At 29.5% G+C, this 19,757-nt stretch carries 17 protein-coding genes; 10 read left to right on the top strand and 7 right to left on the bottom strand.

Annotated features, from left to right (window positions below; genetic code table 11):
- Nucleotides 1–139: 139 nt before the first annotated feature.
- From WG950_RS11445 to WG950_RS11435, 3 genes are all read left to right on the top strand, one after another.
- Nucleotides 140–1,651 carry a choice-of-anchor I family protein gene (locus WG950_RS11445; RefSeq protein WP_340932491.1) on the top strand — a complete coding sequence of 504 codons (1,512 nt, stop codon included), beginning with the start codon at nt 140–142 and terminating at the stop codon, nt 1,649–1,651.
- Nucleotides 1,652–1,777: 126 nt separating this feature from the next.
- Nucleotides 1,778–3,088, top strand: a complete 1,311-nt coding sequence (der, locus tag WG950_RS11440) for a ribosome biogenesis GTPase Der (RefSeq protein WP_079737345.1) — start codon at nt 1,778–1,780, stop codon at nt 3,086–3,088.
- Nucleotides 3,089–3,248: 160 nt separating this feature from the next.
- Complete coding sequence (locus WG950_RS11435) at nt 3,249–5,636, top strand: GAF domain-containing protein (RefSeq protein WP_340932490.1); 2,388 nt, start codon at nt 3,249–3,251, stop codon at nt 5,634–5,636.
- Here the strand turns inward: WG950_RS11435 and WG950_RS11430 are convergent.
- Nucleotides 5,633–6,835: a Pycsar system effector family protein gene (locus WG950_RS11430; RefSeq protein ID WP_340932487.1), complete on the bottom strand. Its 1,203-nt coding sequence runs from the start codon at nt 6,833–6,835 to the stop codon at nt 5,633–5,635. The two genes, WG950_RS11435 and WG950_RS11430, sit on opposite strands and share 4 nt — an antisense overlap.
- Nucleotides 6,836–7,002: 167 nt before the next feature.
- Between WG950_RS11430 and msrB the strand changes: the two genes are divergently transcribed.
- The 7 genes from msrB to WG950_RS11395 all read left to right on the top strand — a co-directional run bounded on the left by msrB (nt 7,003) and on the right by WG950_RS11395 (nt 15,376).
- On the top strand, nt 7,003–7,455 hold the full coding sequence (msrB, locus tag WG950_RS11425; RefSeq protein WP_340932486.1) for a peptide-methionine (R)-S-oxide reductase MsrB: 453 nt from the start codon (nt 7,003–7,005) through the stop codon (nt 7,453–7,455).
- A 3-nt stretch (nt 7,456–7,458) separates the two neighbouring features.
- Entirely contained in the window at nt 7,459–7,995 is a 537-nt protein-coding gene (gene msrA / locus WG950_RS11420) for a peptide-methionine (S)-S-oxide reductase MsrA (RefSeq protein WP_079737349.1), read from the top strand.
- Between the two features lie 19 nt (nt 7,996–8,014).
- Nucleotides 8,015–9,574, top strand: coding sequence for a protein adenylyltransferase SelO (locus WG950_RS11415; protein ID WP_340932483.1), 1,560 nt, complete (start codon nt 8,015–8,017; stop codon nt 9,572–9,574).
- A 78-nt stretch (nt 9,575–9,652) separates the two neighbouring features.
- Nucleotides 9,653–10,672 (top strand): XdhC/CoxI family protein, encoded by a 1,020-nt coding sequence (locus WG950_RS11410; protein ID WP_340932482.1) that lies wholly within the window; start codon nt 9,653–9,655, stop codon nt 10,670–10,672.
- Between the two features lie 5 nt (nt 10,673–10,677).
- Nucleotides 10,678–11,271, top strand: a complete 594-nt coding sequence (locus tag WG950_RS11405; RefSeq protein ID WP_340932479.1) for a nucleotidyltransferase family protein — start codon at nt 10,678–10,680, stop codon at nt 11,269–11,271.
- Nucleotides 11,272–11,284: 13 nt separating this feature from the next.
- A complete protein-coding gene (locus tag WG950_RS11400) occupies nt 11,285–14,983 on the top strand; it encodes a metallophosphoesterase (RefSeq protein ID WP_340932478.1) in 3,699 nt (1,232 codons plus the stop codon).
- A gap of 3 nt (nt 14,984–14,986) precedes the next feature.
- Complete coding sequence (locus WG950_RS11395) at nt 14,987–15,376, top strand: DUF423 domain-containing protein (RefSeq protein WP_340932476.1); 390 nt, start codon at nt 14,987–14,989, stop codon at nt 15,374–15,376.
- Here the strand turns inward: WG950_RS11395 and WG950_RS11390 are convergent.
- From WG950_RS11390 to WG950_RS11365, 6 genes are all read right to left on the bottom strand, one after another.
- Nucleotides 15,373–16,215, bottom strand: a complete 843-nt coding sequence (locus WG950_RS11390) for a hypothetical protein (RefSeq protein WP_340932475.1) — start codon at nt 16,213–16,215, stop codon at nt 15,373–15,375. The genes WG950_RS11395 and WG950_RS11390 overlap by 4 nt on opposite strands.
- Nucleotides 16,216–16,335: 120 nt before the next feature.
- Nucleotides 16,336–17,151 carry a TPM domain-containing protein gene (locus WG950_RS11385; protein ID WP_340935251.1) on the bottom strand — a complete coding sequence of 272 codons (816 nt, stop codon included), beginning with the start codon at nt 17,149–17,151 and terminating at the stop codon, nt 16,336–16,338.
- On the bottom strand, nt 17,151–17,585 hold the full coding sequence (locus WG950_RS11380) for a TPM domain-containing protein (protein WP_079737357.1): 435 nt from the start codon (nt 17,583–17,585) through the stop codon (nt 17,151–17,153). Before WG950_RS11380 ends, WG950_RS11385 begins: the two co-directional genes overlap by 1 nt.
- A gap of 3 nt (nt 17,586–17,588) precedes the next feature.
- Complete coding sequence (locus tag WG950_RS11375; protein WP_340932469.1) at nt 17,589–18,188, bottom strand: LemA family protein; 600 nt, start codon at nt 18,186–18,188, stop codon at nt 17,589–17,591.
- A 126-nt stretch (nt 18,189–18,314) separates the two neighbouring features.
- The gene (locus tag WG950_RS11370; protein ID WP_079737359.1) at nt 18,315–18,644 is read right to left on the bottom strand and encodes a MerR family transcriptional regulator; all 330 of its coding nucleotides are present in this window, start codon (nt 18,642–18,644) and stop codon (nt 18,315–18,317) included.
- Nucleotides 18,645–18,656: 12 nt separating this feature from the next.
- Nucleotides 18,657–19,625 carry a M23 family metallopeptidase gene (locus tag WG950_RS11365; protein ID WP_340932463.1) on the bottom strand — a complete coding sequence of 323 codons (969 nt, stop codon included), beginning with the start codon at nt 19,623–19,625 and terminating at the stop codon, nt 18,657–18,659.
- Nucleotides 19,626–19,757: the final 132 nt, after the last annotated feature.

The following is a 19,757-nucleotide window of genomic DNA, read 5'->3' as shown; positions in this document are numbered from 1 at the left end:
AATTTACATTAGACAACTATCTTACAACCCTAATAAACAATTATTTTACAAATAAATGTAAAATCTAATGTTTACTTATATTTCATTTAACACGATTTTTAGTTTTTGAGTTCATTTTTGCAAAAACTAAAATCAAACAATGAAAACATTACAAAAAATTACTTTATTCTCTTTATTAGCTTTTACTTTTAGTTGTAAAGACGATGTTAATCCTGTTATCACTCCTGTAGATACATCAGTTAATTTTACTCATAAAACTACCATCAAAGTAGGTGGTGAAGGTGCATCAGAAATTACAGCTTATGACAAAATCTCGAAAAAACTTTTTACTGTAAACGTAGATTTAAACGAGATTTCTATTCATGATATTTCAAATTTAGACACACCTGTAAAAGAAAACTCTATAAGTTTAAATGCTTACGGTGCACCTAATAGTGTTGCTATTTTTGAAGGAAAATTAGCAATTGCAGTAGAAGATAACGTAAAACAAAATCCTGGGAAAATATTACTTTACAATACAGTAGACAATTCTTTATTAAAACAATATACTGTAGGTTCTTTGCCAGATATGGTAACTTTTTCACCAGACGGAAAGATGATTGTTTCTGCAAATGAAGGTGAACCAAATGATGACTATACAGTAGACCCAGAAGGAAGTATAAGTATCATTAACCTAGAAAACGATGCTGTTACAACTTTAAATTTTAATGCTTTTAACGCACAAGAAGCTTCTTTAGAAAGTGAAGGTTTTAGAGTTTTTGGACCAAATGCAGATTTAGCGAAAGATGTAGAACCAGAATATGTAGCAATTTCAGAAGATTCTAAAACTGCTTGGGTTTCTTTACAAGAAAACAACGGAATTGCTAAAGTTAACTTACAAACAAAAACAATCGAAGCCATTTATCCTTTAGGTTTTAAAGATTACTCTTTAGCAAAAAACACTTTAGACGCAAGTGATAAAGACGACGTAAAAGAATTAAAATCTTGGCCAGTGAAAGGTATTTACATGCCAGATGCTATTGTATATGTTAAAATTAACGGAGTAGAATACATTATTTCTGCAAATGAAGGTGATGCAAGAGATTACGATGGATTTAGCGAAGAAGTTAGAATGGACGATTTAACTTTAGACGAAACTGTATTTGATTATGATAAAGATTATTTAAATGAAATGAATCTTGGTCGTTTAAAAACTACTACAACTTTAGGTGATGCAAATAACGATGGTAAAGTTGAAGAACTATATAGTTATGGTGCAAGATCTTTTAGTATTTGGTCTGATAACGGTAATTTGGTATACGATTCTGGAAACAGCATCGCAACTCAAACTTTAGCATTAACTACAGACAGATTTAATGATAATGATAAAAGAAGTGATGATAAAGGTGCAGAACCAGAAAGTGTAGAAGTTTTAAACATAGGCGATCAACGTTATATTTTATTTGTTGGTTTAGAAAGAAACGATCAAGTTATGGTGTATGATATTACAAACCCAAATGCTCCAGAGTTTTTACAGATACTTTCTAATTCTGATGATGAAGCTCCGGAAGGATTATTGGTTATAAAATCTGAAGATAGCCCAAACGGTAAAGATTTACTAGTAGTTTCTAATGAAGATAGCGGAACTGTTACTATTTATCAGAACAACTAATTACTACTTTTAATTAAAATAAAACCAGCAATTTAACTTGCTGGTTTTTTGTTTTTTAAAGACTTCTTTTTTTAGTATCTTTCTTACAACCTTAAATTGTATCTTTGCAAAAAATTAGAATTCAAAATGAATAGTATTGTTGCCATTGTAGGAAGACCAAATGTAGGAAAGTCGACACTTTTTAATAGACTTGTACAAAGAAGAGAAGCAATTGTAGATTCTGTAAGTGGAGTTACACGTGATAGACATTATGGAAAATCTGACTGGAACGGAAAAGAATTTTCTGTTATAGATACAGGTGGTTATACTATTGGTTCTGATGATATTTTTGAAGAAGAAATTAGAAAACAAGTAGCTTTAGCTATAGAAGAAGCAGATATTATTGTTTTTGTTGTAGATGTAGAAGAAGGTATAACACCTATGGATGCTGAAGTTGCAAAACTTTTACGTAAAGTTAAAAAACCAATTTTCTTAACAGTTAACAAAGTAGACAATGCAATGCGAGATGCAGATGCTGTTGAATTTTACAACTTAGGTTTAGGAGATTACCATACAATTTCTTCTATTAACGGTAGTGGTACCGGAGACATTTTAGATGCAATTACAGAAAAAATGCCCGAACCAGAAGAAGTTGATTTAGAAAAAGAAGAGTTACCAAGATTTGCCGTAGTTGGTAGACCAAACGCAGGTAAATCGTCATTTATAAATGCCTTAATTGGTAAAGACAGAAATATAGTTACCAATATTGCAGGTACAACTAGAGATTCTATAGATACAAAATATAATAGATTTGGTTTCGATTTTAATCTTGTAGATACTGCCGGAATTAGAAAAAAATCTAAAGTTAAAGAAGATTTAGAGTTTTACTCTGTAATGAGAGCTGTAAGATCTATCGAATATTCTGATGTAATTGTTTTAGTTGTAGATGCTACTCGTGGTTTCGAAGGACAAGATCAAAATATTTTCTGGTTAGCAGAAAAAAACAGAAAAGGTGTGGTAATCTTAATTAATAAATGGGATTTAATTGAGAAAGAAACCAATACAATGAGAGATTTTGAAGCAATGGTTAGAAAACAAATCGAACCATTTACAGATGTACCAATTGTATTTATTTCTGCATTAACAAAACAACGTTTATTTAAAGCAATAGAAACGGCTGTAGAAGTTTTTGAAAAACGTAAATTTAAAATACCTACAAGTAAACTAAACGATGCTATGTTAGACATTGTTAAAAGTTACCCGCCACCAGCAATTAAAGGAAAATTTGTAAAAATAAAGTACTGCATGCAGTTGCCAACTCCTACTCCGCAATTTGCATTCTTTTGTAATTTACCACAATATGTAAGAGATCCTTATAAAAGATTCTTAGAAAATAAACTAAGAGATTTATATGATTTTTCTGGTGTACCAATTACAATTTATTTCAGACAAAAATAATAAAACACTTTATTTAAGGCTTAAAAATAATTTAGCAATAAATTATAAAGGACTACTTAGCTATTTTTTTTTATCTTTAAGAGTAAAACCTCGAAAGTTATTGTTGCTATAAACGACCAAATAGGCACAATTTTGTAAATTTGCACCCTAAATTTAAAAGATGAAAATCATAAAATCTAACATAGAAACCGAAGTAGAATTACCGCTACAGCTAAACATTTCTTTTAGAAAGGTTTATGATCTTTATGAAAAATACACGCATGAATCTTATAAAGGGCATCCGTTTTACAGTTCTGCTTTAGAAATGGTAAAGCTGTTTAAGCAGCATCCAGAATTAAATGATGGTTTTTCAGATTATTCTCTTTTAGATAAATATGAAGAAGAAATAGAGTTAGTATTAAATCCTTTATTTCCAGAACCTTTACTTTTAAATGAAATAAAAGCAGCAAGTATACCGTTTTTATTTACTTCCTTTAAATTTACAGATCGTTTTAAAAACATTTTAGACAACGCTGGCGAAGATTACGAACTTTCTGTTAGAAATTTTCAAGACGAAAGTATGTACATTCTAGCATGTACTTTTATTCTAAGTTTTGTTTATGGATATAAAATCGATTTAAAAAGACCTTTTTATTTTGATATTCCAGATAGAACTTCTGGTACAATGAAATATTATAGAGCAGCTTTTAATGGTGACTTTTCTGAAATTACACCAACAAAAATTGCACCTAAAATTACAAAAGAAGATTACAGAGAATTATTAAATAACTTTGATAACATAGATATTTGGAAAGAGAAATTTCCACCAAATAGTTATATTTTTAAAGGTTTTGGGCTTATCAATCTTTTTGATGTTACATCAGAAGAAATGTTGTCTTCTATAAAAGCAAATTTATTAGCAAGTGATGATAGTTTAATCTTTAAACTTCAAAACAACTTAAGAGATTTTTATGCTATTAAAGATTTAAAATTAGGCTATTCTATTTTCGACAATTTAAACGACAAGTTGTGCGAAACTATCGTAAACAAATCAAATAGCATCATTTTAAATAATAAAGAAGAAATTAATTGTTCTTCAAATTACTTTTGTGAAGAAGTAATGCAAAAGGTTTTTGTAAATCATGAAACTTTTATCATTTCTGATATCGAAGAATATGGTAAAGCTACAGATAAAAATCCTTTTTATCATAATTTATATGATGGCGGAATTCAAAGTATTATTTTAATACCAATTAAAGCTACCAAAAGTGGCGACTTGGCATTATTAGAAATTGCGTCGCCAAATGCATACGATTTAAACTCGGTAAATATTAACAAATTAAAAGATATTATTCCTGTTTTTGAAGCTGCGGTAAAAAGGACATCAGAAGAAAGACAAAATGTTTTAGAAGCTACAATTCAAGAAAACTATACTTCTATTCACGAATCTGTTAAATGGCGTTTTTATGAAGCTGCAGAAAAATATCATACAGAATTTCAAACTAACGACAATGCAAAGTTAGACGAAATTGTGTTTAAAGATGTGTATCCGTTGTTTGGTCAAAGTGATATTAAAGGTTCTTCTGATGCAAGAAATACAGCAATTAAAGAAGATTTAATTACACAATTATCTTTGGCAATTTCTGTTTTAAAAGACGCTTGTAAAAAGGAAAAATTACCAATTTACAACGAGTTGATGTATAGAGTATCAACCTTTTTAAAAGATGTTAAACAAGATTTAAATGCTGGTGACGAGGTTAATATTTTAGATTTTTTACAAAGAGAAATATACCCTGTTTTTAATCACATTAAAGAATTAGATAAAAATTTAGCCAAAAAAGTAGATATTTACATGAACCGTTTAGATGAAGATTTAAATGTGGTTTATGAAAAAAGAAAAGACTACGAAAAAAGTGTAAATCTTATCAACGAAAAATTAGCTAAATATATCGATAAAAAACAAAAGGATGCTCAAAAAATGTATCCTCATTATTTTGAAAGATATAAAACCGATGGTGTAGAGTTTAACATGTATATTGGTGAATCAATCACTAAAAAGAATTCTTTCGACAATATTTATCTATACAATTTGCGTTTATGGCAACTGCAAACAATGTGCGAAATGGAAAATATTGCATATACTTTGGTAGATACAATGCCACATAACTTAAGAGTTGCGTCTTTAATTTTAGTTCACAGTAATCCTATGGCTATTAAGTTTAGGATGGATGAAAAACAATTTGATGTTGATGGTGCTTATAATATTAGATACGAAATAATTAAGAAAAGAATAGATAAAGCAAATATTAAAAATACAGAAGAAAGGGTTACACAGCCTGGTAAAATTGCAATTATATATTCTCAAGATAAAGATGCTTTAGAATATATTAAATACATAAACTTTTTACAATCTAGAAAACAATTAGGTAAAATTGAATTTTTAGAATTAGAAGATTTACAAGGTGTTTCTGGTTTAAAAGCATTAAGAGTAGAGGTTATTTATCAAAAAGATTTTGATGAAAAGAAAACCATAACTCTTAACGACTTAATAAGACAAATAGAATCTTAAGCAACAACTGTTTGATATCTAAACGAAATTGCAAAAGCTAAAACACTTACAATAATACCTACCATAAAAACAGTGTAGGTTAATCTTAATATTTTATATTTTCTATTTAAAACCAATCCTAAAAAGTATAAATCTTTTGTAAGCGAGCCGTATAAATAATCTCTGTCGGTCATCATTTCTGAAATCCCCCACTCGAAATCGTCCAATTTCATTTGGTGAAAATTTCCGAAGAACAATAAATTCACCTTTTTATTAGCAACATCTTGCTTTGTAAACTTACCCTCTGTTACGTTTGGTCTTGTAGCTATAATTGATAAAACTATAGAAACAACTGTAAAAGCTATAAAAATAATTGTAGGTATTAACAAGTGCGAGTTAGAAGGATTGTCTAATTTTGGCAATAAACTAGAAAGTGCCAAAGAAACGATAATAGCATTTACAGAAAGTAAAATATTCGCCTTTGTATCTGCAATATCACTTAAGGTAATATGATTTCTTAGTGCAACTCGAAACATAGTTTCTACTCCTCTTTCGGGTACTTCACTTTTATTTTTCTTTAAATCTAAAGCAACTTTTTTCTGCTTAAATTTTTTACTTTCTTTTTTTAATTTCTTTTTATTCTTTAATAGTTTAGCTATATTTTTTTCTTTCCCCTCACTCCAATTACGTAAAGCAAAATCTGTATAATATCTATGTTTTTGTGTTAAAAACGCAAGATTAAGATTAATCCATTCAGCATTGGTATATTTTTTCTCTAAAGAAAGTTCCCATTCTCTTCGAAGTAAAGAAGTATAATCTATAAAATCTTTAGATGCTAAATGTGCACAATCTGCATCTCTAATAATTTCTTCTAAAATATTTTTAGGTACAGAGTTCATTTCTGTTGCTAAAATAACTTCAGAAACAACTTGTATTCTTTTCTCATCAAAGTTATTTTCTTTTAAAAATTTTGCAGCAATTTTTATACTTTTTTGTTCATGATTATCAGAACCCTCTACATAACCTATATCATGAAACCAAGCTGCAATAACTAAGTTTTCTAGAGCAATGTTATCTAACTTTAAACTTTCTGCAATTTCTTTTACGCTTTCTACAACTCTTTGTGTGTGCGCAAGATTATGATACACAAAATTAGAGTGTATATTTTTACTTAAAAAACTAAAAACAAATTTTTCTACTTCTATAATTAATGCGCTCATGGTAAAATTTTAAACAAAAATAAACAATTAAAAATGGTTTTCTCTAATTGATTTTTGTTGTAAATTTAAGTATTGATTTTAGCATATACAAAAATTGTGAATTTGTAAGCTATTGCTACATTTTTCGTCTATATAAAGACAATTAATAATTAAAAAAATAGATTAAAATGCTTACTTGGAAAGATATTATAAATTTTACAGTAAAAGGAAATCCAACCCCAGAGAAACGTGTAGAAAAATCTGAGGCAGAGTGGAAAGAAATACTAAGTTCTGAACAATATAGAATTACAAGATTAAAAGGAACTGAAAGACCGCATACAGGCGAATTATGTTCTACATACGAAGAAGGAAAATACAATTGTGTTTGTTGCAATACACCATTATTTGATTCTACAATAAAATTTGAGTCGAGTTCTGGGTGGCCTAGTTTTACGCAACCTATTACAACAAATGCTATAAAATATCACAAAGATGTTTCTTTTGGCATGGTAAGAGTAGAAGTTTTATGCAATACTTGCGATGCACATTTAGGCCATATTTTTCCTGACGGACCAGAACCAAGCGGTTTACGCTATTGTATTAATTCTGAATCTATGCAATTAGAAAAAGAAAATTCTTAAAAAATGAGTACAAACTTACAAGTTGCAACGGTTGGTGGCGGTTGTTTTTGGTGCACAGAAGCTGTGTTTCAAGAAGTAAAAGGTGTCGAAAAAGTAGTTTCTGGTTATGCTGGCGGAAATGTACCAGGAGAACCAACTTATAGAGAAATTTGTTCTGGATTAACTGGTCATGCAGAAGTAATTCAAATTACTTACAATCCAGATATTATTACTTACCAAGATATTTTGGTCATTTTTATGACAACACACGATCCTACAACATTAAATAGGCAAGGTGCCGATAGAGGTACGCAATATAGATCGGTTATTTTCTATCATGATGATAATCAAAAAGCCTTAGCTTCTGAAGTTCTTAAACAAATTCAGTCTTATTATGATGATAAGATAGTTACAGAGTTAAGTGCTTTACCAATTTTTTACAAAGCTACAGAAGAACATCAAAATTATTATAGAAACAATACAACACAAGGTTATTGTAGTTTTGTAATAGAACCAAAGCTTGCCAAATTAAGACAGTTACACGCAGACAAATTAGCATAAAAAATACAATGATTTCTAGATGAAAAATCTTACTATTAAAAGTGAATTTACTGACAATCTACCAGCGGATAAAATTTTAGAAAACACAAGAAGACAAGTAGAAAATGCAGCTTATTCTTATGTAAATCCTAAACAAACTTCCAATCCAAAAGTTGTGCATACTTCAAAAGAAATGGCATCAGAACTAGGTATTTTAGAAAAAGATTTAAATACAGATTTTTTTAGAGATATTGTTACGGGTAATCAAATTTATCCGAATACAAAACCTTTTGCAATGTGTTATGCTGGTCATCAATTTGGTAATTGGGCAGGACAATTAGGAGACGGTAGAGCAATCAATTTATTTGAAATTGAACATCAGAATAAAAACTGGAAAGTTCAATTAAAAGGCGCCGGAGAAACACCATATTCTAGAACTGCAGATGGTTTGGCTGTACTTAGATCTTCTATTAGAGAGTATTTATGCAGCGAAGCAATGCATCATTTAGGTATTGCGACCACAAGAGCACTCTCTTTAAGTGTTACTGGCGATAGCGTTTTAAGAGACATTATGTACAATGGTAATGCGGCTTATGAAAAAGGTGCTATCGTTGCTAGAGTTTCACCTTCTTTTTTAAGGTTTGGTAGTTTTGAAATTTTTGCTGCAAGAAACGATTTAAAAAATTTAAAAAAATTAGTAGATTACACCATAAATAACCATTTTTCTTATTTGGGAAAACCATCTAAAGAAAACTATATTAAGCTGTTCGAAGAAGTTTCAAAAAGAACTCTAGATATGATTATAAACTGGCAAAGAGTTGGTTTTGTGCATGGCGTTATGAATACAGATAACATGTCTATTCTTGGTTTAACAATAGATTATGGGCCTTATGGTTGGTTAGAAGGTTTCGATTTTAGCTGGACGCCAAATACTACAGATAGAGAAAATAGACGTTACCGTTTTGGCAATCAACCAAATATTGGTTTATGGAATTTGTATCAACTTGCAAATGCTTTATATCCTATAATTGAAGAAGTAGCACCTTTAAATGCTATTTTAGAACAATATAAAACTGATTTTGAAGTAAAATCTTTACAGATGATGAAATCTAAATTAGGTTTATTTACTTCAGATGAAGACGATTTAAAACTGATTCAGAGCTTAGAGGATAATTTACAATTAGTAGAAACTGATATGACCATTTTTTTTAGAAATCTAAGTGATTTTTCTGATAAAATTTCAGGTATCGATTTGATTAAAGATGCTTTTTATGATTTAGAAAGTATTTCTATGGATGTAAAAAAACGCTGGAATATTTGGTTTAATAAATACGCAGATAGACTTAAAATAGAGCGAGTTTCATCCGAAGAAAGAAAAGAAAATATGGATTTGGTAAATCCTAAATATGTTTTACGAAATTACATGGCGCAATTAGCAATTGATGCCGCAGATAATGAAGATTATAATTTAATAGACGAATTATTTACAGTACTTAAACAACCATATACAGATCAACCAAAGTACAATAAATGGTTTGCAAAAAGACCAGATTGGGCAAATAACAAAATTGGTTGTTCTATGTTGTCTTGCAGTTCTTAAAAGAAACAACCCTTTACTTTTTTAAGATACATTTTGTAAAAAACCTTTATATTTAAACTAAAATATTAAAGTATTTAAATGCTACACGAACTTAAAAACATATTTAAACAAGCAATTATAAACCAAGAAAATAACATTAAAAATGTATTGGTAACTGTAGTAGATTTAAATGGTTCTTCTTACAGAAAACCCGGAGTTCGTATGTTAATTTCTAGCAATAATACTTCTGTTGGTGCTGTAAGTGGTGGTTGTGTAGAAAAAGAAATTATTAGAAGAGCACAAAGTGTTTTTAATGATAATATTGCAAAAATAATTACTTATGATGGCAGATATAGATTAGGTTGCGAAGGTGTTTTATACATTTTGATAGAACCTTTAGACATAACCAAACACTTTAGAACTTTATTTTTAAACGCAATTGAAAACAGAGAATCTATTAAAATCGATTCTTATTTTATAACAGAAGATGAAGCTAAAGGAAATTACGGTTCTGTAATTACATACAACAATCAACAACAAGTTGCTTTTTCTAATTCTTTTGATATTAAGCAAACAAAAGATAAGAAAGTTTTTTCTCAAGAATTAAAACCTTTATTCAAATTAATAATAATTGGTGGCGAACATGATGCTGTAAAACTCTGTGAAATTGCCGCTAATTTAGGTTGGCAAATAGAAGTTTACACATCTATAAAAGATTCGAAATCTCAACTAGATTTTCCAGGGGCTTTTAGCGTAAAAGGCACAACACCAGAAACCATAACTTTTAGTTCTATTGAAGAAAATACAGCCATTGTATTAATGAATCATAGTTTTGTGCAAGATTTAAAATATTTAGTAAAACTAAGTAAATATAAACCTCAATATATTGGCATAATTGGTGCACCCAAAAGAAGAGAAAAACTTTTTAACCAACTTTTTGAGTATGTACCCGATTTAGAAGAAGAGTTTTTAGACACTATTTTTACACCTGCAGGTTTACATATTGGAGCAACTACGCCAGAGGAAATTGCAATTTCTATAATTGCAGAAATTTTAGCTGTCGTTAGAAAAAAAGAACCGTTCTCATTAAAAAAATTATCAAAAAACATTAATAATTAAAAATAATGAAAATTGCAGTTTTAGTTTTAGCAGCAGGAAAATCATCAAGAATGAAAACTCCGAAACAATTGGTTACTATTGGTACCAATTTTCTAATTGAAACTGTTTTATCCAAAGCAAAATCTATAGAAGCAAATGCAGTTTACTGTGTTTTAGGTGCAAATGCAGAAATTATTTTAAAAGAAATTTCTAGTCCTGATGTACATTTTTTTTATAATGAAGATTTTGAAAAAGGACTAAGCAAAAGTATTTCTTTTGGAATATCAGAAATAGAAAAACAATATCAAAATTACGACGGAATCTTAGTGCTTTTAGGAGATCAACCTGCTGTAGAAAAAGAATATTTAAATAACATGATTGCGTTATTTAGTAAAAGTAACACTAAAATTATTGCTTCAAATTATGGAAACAAATTAGGTGTTCCTGCTTTATTTCCTAAAAATTATTTTAAAGATTTAAAAAATATTTATGGAGATATTGGCGCTAAAGAAATTTTAAACAACAATAGCGAAGTAATTTCGATGCCTAAAAAAACTAACTTCTTAGATATAGATACAGAAAAAGACTATCAAGACTTTAAAAATTCAATTTTAAAATAGCTATTTTTGTAAGATGAACTTCATCAAACAAATACTTACTTTACTTGTCTTATCACTATTAATTTCTGCTTGCGCAACCATTAAAATGCAAGTTGCAGAAAACCATAGTTATATTTCTAAAAAAGACTCGTCTAAAGTTTTACATTCTTTTTATTTAATAGGAGATGCTGGTAATTCTGCTTTAAATAAAAAAGATTCTGCACTCTCTTATTTAGAGGAAGAAATTAAAAATGCTAAGAAAAATTCTACATTAATATTTTTAGGTGATAATGTTTATCAAAGAGGAATTCCGAAAGAGAATTCTAAAAACTATAAGTTAGCAGAACACAGATTAAAAGTTCAAACAGATATTGGTAAAAAATTTCCTGGTAGAACATTTTTTATTCCGGGTAATCACGATTGGTATAGCGGTTTAGATGGTTTAAAAAGACAAGAAAAATTAGTAGAAAAAGCACTTGGAAAAAACTCTTTTTTACCAGAAAAAGGTTGTCCGTTAGAAAAAGTTGAAATAAATGATGACATAAATGTTATTGTTGTAGATACGCATTGGTTTGTTACAAACTGGGACAATCACCCAGGAATTAACGATAATTGCGAAATTAAAACCAGAGAAAAATTCTTCGAAGAATTTGAAGGTTTGTTGAAAAAATCGCAAGGTAAAACTACAATTGTTGCTTTACACCACCCAATGTTTACAAACGGTCCGCATGGTGGTTATTACTCTTTTAAAAGTCACATGAAGCCTTTGCCTATTTTTGGTTCTGCTTTAAATATTCTAAGAAAAACATCTGGAGTTACAAATACAGATCAACAAAATGAAAAATACAATTTATTAAGAAAACGTATTATTAGTTTAGCGCAACAGAATGAAAAAGTAATGTTTATTTCTGGTCATGAACATAGTATACAATATATTGTGCAAGACAACATACCGCAAATTGTAAGCGGTTCTGGTTCTAAATTAACAGCAACTAAAAACGTAAATGGTGGTGTTTTTTCTTACGGAACTCAAGGTTTTGCTAGATTAGATATTTATGAAGACGGCGCATCTACAGTTCATTTTTACACGGCAAAAGAACGCAAAATTGTTTTTGAAGCGAATGTATTTAAAAAAGATAGCATTGTAGAATTTACAGACTTCCCTAACATGGATGTTTCAGAAAAAAAAGCGGGAATTTACACCGATAAAGAAACAAATAAAGGGAAATTCTATAATTTCTTATGGGGAAAAAGATACCGTAAATACTTTGGTCAGAAAATAATGGCCCCAACTGTAAGTTTAGACACTTTATACGGCGGATTAAAACCCGTTAGAAAAGGTGGCGGACATCAATCTAAATCTTTACGATTAGAAGATAAAGACGGTAAGGAATATGTAATGAGAGCATTAAGAAAAAATGCTGTGCAATATCTGCAAGCTGTTGCTTTTAAAAATCAATATGTAGAAGGGCAATTTAGCAACACTTTTACAGAAGACTTGTTATTAGATGTTTTTACAGGATCGCATCCGTATGCGCCTTTTACTATTGATAAATTGGCAGAAGCAATTAACGTATATCATACCAAACCAATTTTATTTTACGTACCAAAGCAAGAGACTTTAAAAGAGTTTAATGCTAGCTTTGGTGATGAATTGTACATGATTGAGGCAAGAACTGCAGACGGTCATGGAGATAAAGAATACTTTGGTTTTTCTGATGAAATAATAAGTACAGACGATTTAAGAAAAAATCTAGCGAAAGACGAAAAATATGTTTTAGATGAAGGTTCTTATATAAGAGCACGTTTGTTTGATATGTTAATTGGAGATTGGGACAGACATCAAGATCAATGGCGATGGGCAACTTTTGAAAAAGATAATAAAGTAATTTACCGACCTGTACCAAGAGATCGCGATCAAGCTTTTTCTGTTTTTAGTGATGGATTTTTAATGAACACAATTACAAGTATTATTCCTGCTTTAAAAGGGATGCGATCTTACGAAGAAGATATCAAAAATCCGGCCCATTTTAGTTTATCTGCATATCCTTTAGATATGAGGTTAATTAGAGAATCTAACAAAGCAGATTGGGATAGAGAAGTACAAATAATTCAAAATCAAATTACAGATGAAGTTATAGAAAGTGCGTTTTCTAAATTCCCGAAAGAAGTTAGAGGAAATGCAATAGACAACATCAAGAGAAAACTAAAAGGACGAAGAAAAAATCTACAAAAAATATCGGATAAGTATTTTAGTCACTTAAACAAATTTCAAGTAGTAACAGGTACTCATAAAGATGATTGGTTTGAAATAAACAGATTTGTAAACGGAGATACTGAAATTATAGGTTATAGAATAAAAGACGGTAAAAAAGCTGATATTTTTCATAAAAGGAGATATAAAAAAGATGTTACCAAAGATATTTGGGTATATGGTTTAGATGATGATGACAGGTTTGTTGTTAGTGGTCCTTCTGGCATTGATCCAATAAAAATTAAATTAATCGGAGGATTAAACAACGATATTTACGACATAAAAACAAAAAAGTTTATTAAGGTTTATGATTATAAAACTAAGAAAAACACCTTTATAACTAAGAATATCAATAAAAAAATTACAGACGATTATAAGACCAACACATACGATTATAAAAAATTAAGAAGTAAAAGTAATTTAGTTTCTCCTGCAATTGGTTACAATCCAGATGACGGAGTTAAACTAGGTATTAAAAATACACGTTTGGTAAATGGTTTCGAAAGAAATCCGTTTACAAGAAAACATGTTATAGAAGGTTATTATGTATTTGCAACACAAGGTTTAGAAATAAAATATAACGGCGAGTTTGCCAATATTTTAGACCGTTTTAACTTAGGGTTTAATGCAGAATTTAACAGTCCTAATTATGCTACTAACTTTTTTGGATTTGGTAACAATTCTATAAACTTAGAACCAAACGGAACTGTAAATAGAGATTATAATCGAGTAAAAATTAGAAAACTACAAGCAGGTGCATTTTTAAAATGGAGAGGTGATTTGGGTGCAAAATTTACAGCTTCTGCAAGTTTTCAAAGTTTTGACATTGAAAGAACTTCAGGTAGATTTTTAGAAACACAATATGCGGCTGGTAACGATTTGTTTAAAGCTCAAAACTTTATAAACACAGAAGCTGGTTACTATTACCAACACTCAGACAATCCTGCATTTCCTACTTTAGGTGTAGAATTTAATGCTCTTATAGGCTTTACAGGTAATTTAAGTAATAAAAGTAATTTTTCTTACGCTACCACTTCTTTAGGAATTACGCATAAATTAATTCCGAATGGTAAACTTGTATTGGCATCAAAAGTAGACGGACATTTTATTTTTGGCAACGATTTTCAATTTTATCAAGGAGCCTCTATTGGAGGTAATGAAGGTATGAGAGCCTATAGAAACGAGCGATTTACAGGTAAAAATGCTTTTTACCACACAACAGATCTTAGGTATAATATAAGTAATTTAAGAACTGCTATTTTACCTATTAATATTGGTATTTATTCTGGGTTTGATTATGGTAAAGTATGGGGAACCCCAACTTCTTTAACAGTGCAACCAAACCCATCTTCTAAACCGAATACTTCTTTTGGAGGTGGATTATTTTTAAACGCTGCAGATATGTTAACCACAAGTATTGGGGTTTTTGATGGTAACGAAGGCTCTAGAATAACTTTTAGTTTAGGTTTCGATTTTTAAATTATGATATACACAGCAATTTTATTTGGAAGTTTTTTTGGATTATTAGCAATAATATTTGGAGCTTTTGGGGCGCATTTATTAAAAAAGAAATTATCCGAAGAACAATTACAAAGCTTTGAAACAGGTGTAAAATACCAAATGTATCACGCCATTGTTTTACTATTTTTAGGATTTAAACTAAACAGCGAATTGACTATAGATAATTACATAGTTTACGCTTTTATAATTGGTGTAATTTTATTTTCATTTTCTATTTATGGCTTGGTAATTTCTTCAGCTAAAAATAAAAAAATGAAATTCTTAGGACCAATTACTCCTTTGGGAGGATTGTTTTTATGCTTAGGTTGGGCATTAATTTTTTATAAATTTAGTTTACTCTATTTTATCTAAAGTTTTAATTCGTATAAATTACCGCCTGTACCGTGCGCCTTTTCATCTGAAATAAGTAACGTGTTATTGTCTTTAAAAGTTATACTTTCTTTTTGAGATCGATGAGTTAAATCTATCTTTTTCACATCTCCAGAAAGAAACTTATCTCCTTTAAAATTAGAAAATATTAAGATATTTCTTTGAGATAAAACTGCAACTTTTTTTCCGTTAGGCGAAATATCCGCAGAAGTAATCCAGCATTCTAAATCTTTACAGTTTTCATAATCATCTACTATTTCTGCTGTGTAAGTTCCTTTTTTAGCAGGTAATTTATAAAGAGTAGTTTTACCATAATTACCTTTTACTCTACTTTTTGTTAGAATATATAAGTTCTTATTATAGTAAAAAAAAGCTTCTGTATCAAAGTAGCGATCTTTCTTTTTTGGTGGGAATTTATTTTGATTTGGATATTCAAACTCTATTTCATCTACCTCTGCATTTTTTTCGTCCAATTCATTTTGTTCAACTATTATAATCGATAAATTTTTTCTTTTGTTTAAATTATTTCCAAAATCTCCAATGTAAATAGTTCCATTTTCATCCGAAGCTAAATCTTCCCAATCGTGATTTTTAGCTTTAATATAAATTTCTTTTTTAATTTTTCCTTTAGCGTTTAAGCCAAACAAAGTTGGTTTATTTCCACCATCATTTATCATCCAAATTAAATCTGATTTCGGCACTATTTCTGTACCAGAAACTTCATTTAAAGTTTTTGGTAAATCTGAAATTATATTTAATTGCCCAAAATTCTGACAACTCATCAAAATTAAAAAACTAAATATGGAAACTATTTTCTTCATTTACTTTTGCTTTTAGAATTATTGAAAATAATAAAACACTTAAATTTTTTAAATAAAAATTAAGTGTTCTGTTTTGTAAGTATCTAAATTATGATACCTAAAATAATCTTTAGTAGCTTGTTACCAACTTCCTCCTGCTCCACCGCCACTAAAGCCACCGCCACCGAAACCGCCTCCAAAGCCGCCTCCGCCAAAACTTCCACCACCAGAAGAACCGCCAAAACCGCCTCCAAAGCTTCCGCCACCTCTACCGGCATTGCTTAATATAATGGTATCAAAAATTGTATCGGCTAAAGAACCTCTTCTATGCCTGTTGCCGCCACCTCTATTATTTTTATTACCTCTTGAGATTATAATAAAAAAGATGATGACAATTAGGATGAAGAAAAACATTCCTGGATCAAAACCTTTCGATTTGTTTTTTCGAGTTCCTTTATATTCTCCGTTTAGTAATTGAAAAATAGTATCAGAACCTTTGTCTAATCCTTCGTAAAAATTCCCTCTTTTAAACTCTGGTATTATTACATTTCTTGTAATTTCGCCAACAATACCAGCGGTTAAAATTGGTTCGATACCATAACCTGGTGCTATCCAAATTTTACGGTCTTTTTCGGCAAGTAAAATTAATATACCGTTGTCTTCTTTTTCTTGACCAATTCCCCATTTTTGAGCCCATTTAGGAGCCAAGATACCAATACTTTCATTTTTTGTTGACTCTATTACAATAACAACAATTTGTGTTGATGTTGAATCTGAATAACGTACTAATTTATTTTCTAAATTCGTTTTCTGGCTAGCAGTTAATAAGTTTACATAATCGTAAACACTTGTTTGTTCTTTTGGGATTTCTGGTATCGTAAATTGCCCAAATGAAATTTGAGTTACAAAAAATAAAAGAAGAAAACTGATGTTTTTAAATGCTTTCAAGAAATTGATTATTTAGAAATTTCGTTAGGTAATTCGTTAATATCATCTGTTTGCCAAGGAAAATGACTTTGCAATTCTAAACCAGCTTTTAAAATACCATCTACAAGTCCTTGCTTAAAGTTTCCTTTTTTAAATTGATTTTGAATTACATCTTTTGTAGTATCCCAGAAATTTTTAGGCACAACATCATTAATACCTTTATCACCGTAAATAACAAATTTATGATCTTTAACTGCCACATAAATTAATACAGCGTTGGCATCTTTGGTGTTATCCATTTTTAAGAGATGAAACACTTCTAGCGCTCTTTTGTAATGTTCTTTATCTGATGTAGCTTCGATATGAACACGTATTTCACCAGAAGTATTTGACTCTGCAGTTCTAATAGCAGAAATAATTTCTTTTTCTTCTGCTGGTGTAAGAAATTCTTCTACTTTAGACATCTTTTATTTTTTACTAAAATCTACTTTAACTGGTTTTTCTGCACCTGCTTCTGCTTGAAAATATGGTTTCCCTTCAAAATTAAACCAACCTGCTAAAATTGAATTAGGAAATTTCTTAACGTGATTGTTATAAGGTTTTATTTTCTCATTAAAACGAGTTCTTGCAGTTAGAATTTGGTTTTCTGTACTTGCCAATTCATCTTGTAATTTTAAAAAGTTCTCATTCGCTTTTAACTCTGGATATCTTTCTACAGTTACCAATAAACTTTTTAAAGCACCACTTAAACCTCCTTGTACTTTATTAAATTGTGCCAATTGTTCTGGTGTTATGTTAGAAGGATCGATATTTACAGAAGTTGCTTTTGCTCTTGCTTCGATTACCTCTACCAATGTACCTCTTTCATAATCTGCTGCACCTTGCACAGTGTTTACTAAGTTACCAATTAAATCGTTTCTTCTTTGGTAAGACGTTTCTACATTTGCCCAAGATTCTGAAACACTTTCGTTTAATTCTATTGCTGTATTATTAAAACCTACACCCCATTTATAAACACCAATTACTATTACTAATATAACAATTACTGGTACTAACCATTTTTTCATAATTTCTATTTTTTAAAGTTTTTTAGTTGATTTTTAATCGATTTCTACAAATTTACCTAATATTCTTAAGAATATAAAGCAGTTATTTGCTTTATATAATTGTTAGACACGTAAAAGTTAAAAGTGTTACAACTGATTTTTAATTTTAATCAATTCTGCTTTTACACTTTCTAATCTGCTAATAATTTCGTGATTGTAAATTGTAGAATCTGGATTCTTTTTTAATTTTTGTTTTGCACCTTCTAGAGTAAATCCTCTTTCTTTTACTAAATTAAAAATTAGTTTAAAATTACTAATATCATCCGCAGTAAAAAGTCGGTTACCTTTTGCGTTTTTTTTGGGTTTAATAATATCAAATTCTTTTTCCCAAAAACGAATTAAAGACGTATTTACATCAAATGCTTTGGCAACTTCACCTATTTTGTAGTAACGCTTTTCTGGTAAATCTATATGCATTTTTTAGCGATTTTAATCGTAAGATTGTCCTTCTTCTTCTGCCGCTTTTTGCATTGCAGCAAACTCTTCTGGCGTTAAATCTCCGTAGTAAAAATTAATAGGATTTACAGCTCTATCATTTTTATGAACTTCGTAATGCAAGTGAGCGGAAACAGATCTACCTGTATTACCAACATAACCAATTAAATCGCCACGTTTTACTTTTTGTCCTTTTCTTACTTTCATTTTACTCATGTGAGCATAAATGGTTTTATAACCATAACCATGATCTATGTAAATAACTTTACCAAAAGTAGCACTTCTTTCTGCTCTAATAACTTTACCGTTACCAGAAGCGTATATTGGTGTACCAACTGGCGCAGTAAAATCCATTCCTTTATGAAATTTACGAATTTTTAAAATAGGATGCATTCTCCATTTATAACCAGACGCCATTCTTGTTAAATCTACTAACTTTACAGGTAAAATTGCTGGTATTGCTGCCAACATTTTCTCTTTTTCTTTTGCTAAAACAACAATTTCGTCTAAAGATTTAGATTGCACTACAAGCTGTTTCGATAAAATATCTACGTTTTTAGTTAAATCTGTTATTAGTTTAGAGTTGTCGTAACCTTGTAAACTTTTATATCTGTTTACACCACCAAAACCTGCTTTTCTTTGTTCTTCTGGTATTGGGTTAGCTTCAAAATAAACTCTATAAATATTGTTATCTCTTTCTTGTAACTGGGCTAAAATTGTAGAACTTTCTTCTACTCTTTTAGATAATAATTCTAAATTTAACTGTAGATTTTCGTTTTCTCTGTTTAAGGCTCTTTCATTTGGCGACATGATAAATTGGCTAAACACTATAAAACCTATAAATCCGTTTAATAAAATAGCTAAAAAAACAAATATTGTTTTCTTGTAGTAATCACTTTTCTTAACAGCAATTTTTCTGTAAGAAAGTGTATCTGCATCGTAATAATATTTTACTTTTGCCATAATTGTAAATGTACTATTTTTGTATTCTTAAATTTGATTTTAGTTAAAATTTCACTTTTAAGAACTCGCTAATTTACAAAATGTTTTACAACTGCTTTTTAAAACAGTTGTTTTATAGATATATTAACATAT

This window comes from Polaribacter marinaquae, from assembly GCF_038019025.1.
Taxonomy (GTDB): domain Bacteria; phylum Bacteroidota; class Bacteroidia; order Flavobacteriales; family Flavobacteriaceae; genus Polaribacter; species Polaribacter marinaquae.
The sequence above is the reverse complement of the archived record's forward strand: the minus strand, read 5'-3'. Positions and strand labels throughout refer to the sequence as shown.

Excerpts from the sequence above, each read along its gene's own strand:
- WG950_RS11445 (WP_340932491.1), top strand. The coding sequence starts at position 140 with ATGAAAACATTACAAAAAATTACTTTATTCTCTTTATTAGCTTTTACT.
- der (WP_079737345.1), top strand. The coding sequence starts at position 1,778 with ATGAATAGTATTGTTGCCATTGTAGGAAGACCAAATGTAGGAAAGTCG.
- WG950_RS11435 (WP_340932490.1), top strand. The coding sequence starts at position 3,249 with ATGAAAATCATAAAATCTAACATAGAAACCGAAGTAGAATTACCGCTA.
- WG950_RS11430 (WP_340932487.1), bottom strand. The coding sequence starts at position 6,835 with ATGAGCGCATTAATTATAGAAGTAGAAAAATTTGTTTTTAGTTTTTTA.
- msrB (WP_340932486.1), top strand. The coding sequence starts at position 7,003 with ATGCTTACTTGGAAAGATATTATAAATTTTACAGTAAAAGGAAATCCA.
- msrA (WP_079737349.1), top strand. The coding sequence starts at position 7,459 with ATGAGTACAAACTTACAAGTTGCAACGGTTGGTGGCGGTTGTTTTTGG.
- WG950_RS11415 (WP_340932483.1), top strand. The coding sequence starts at position 8,015 with ATGAAAAATCTTACTATTAAAAGTGAATTTACTGACAATCTACCAGCG.
- WG950_RS11410 (WP_340932482.1), top strand. The coding sequence starts at position 9,653 with ATGCTACACGAACTTAAAAACATATTTAAACAAGCAATTATAAACCAA.
- WG950_RS11405 (WP_340932479.1), top strand. The coding sequence starts at position 10,678 with ATGAAAATTGCAGTTTTAGTTTTAGCAGCAGGAAAATCATCAAGAATG.
- WG950_RS11400 (WP_340932478.1), top strand. The coding sequence starts at position 11,285 with ATGAACTTCATCAAACAAATACTTACTTTACTTGTCTTATCACTATTA.
- WG950_RS11395 (WP_340932476.1), top strand. The coding sequence starts at position 14,987 with ATGATATACACAGCAATTTTATTTGGAAGTTTTTTTGGATTATTAGCA.
- WG950_RS11390 (WP_340932475.1), bottom strand. The coding sequence starts at position 16,215 with ATGAAGAAAATAGTTTCCATATTTAGTTTTTTAATTTTGATGAGTTGT.
- WG950_RS11380 (WP_079737357.1), bottom strand. The coding sequence starts at position 17,585 with ATGTCTAAAGTAGAAGAATTTCTTACACCAGCAGAAGAAAAAGAAATT.
- WG950_RS11375 (WP_340932469.1), bottom strand. The coding sequence starts at position 18,188 with ATGAAAAAATGGTTAGTACCAGTAATTGTTATATTAGTAATAGTAATT.
- WG950_RS11370 (WP_079737359.1), bottom strand. The coding sequence starts at position 18,644 with ATGCATATAGATTTACCAGAAAAGCGTTACTACAAAATAGGTGAAGTT.
- WG950_RS11365 (WP_340932463.1), bottom strand. The coding sequence starts at position 19,625 with ATGGCAAAAGTAAAATATTATTACGATGCAGATACACTTTCTTACAGA.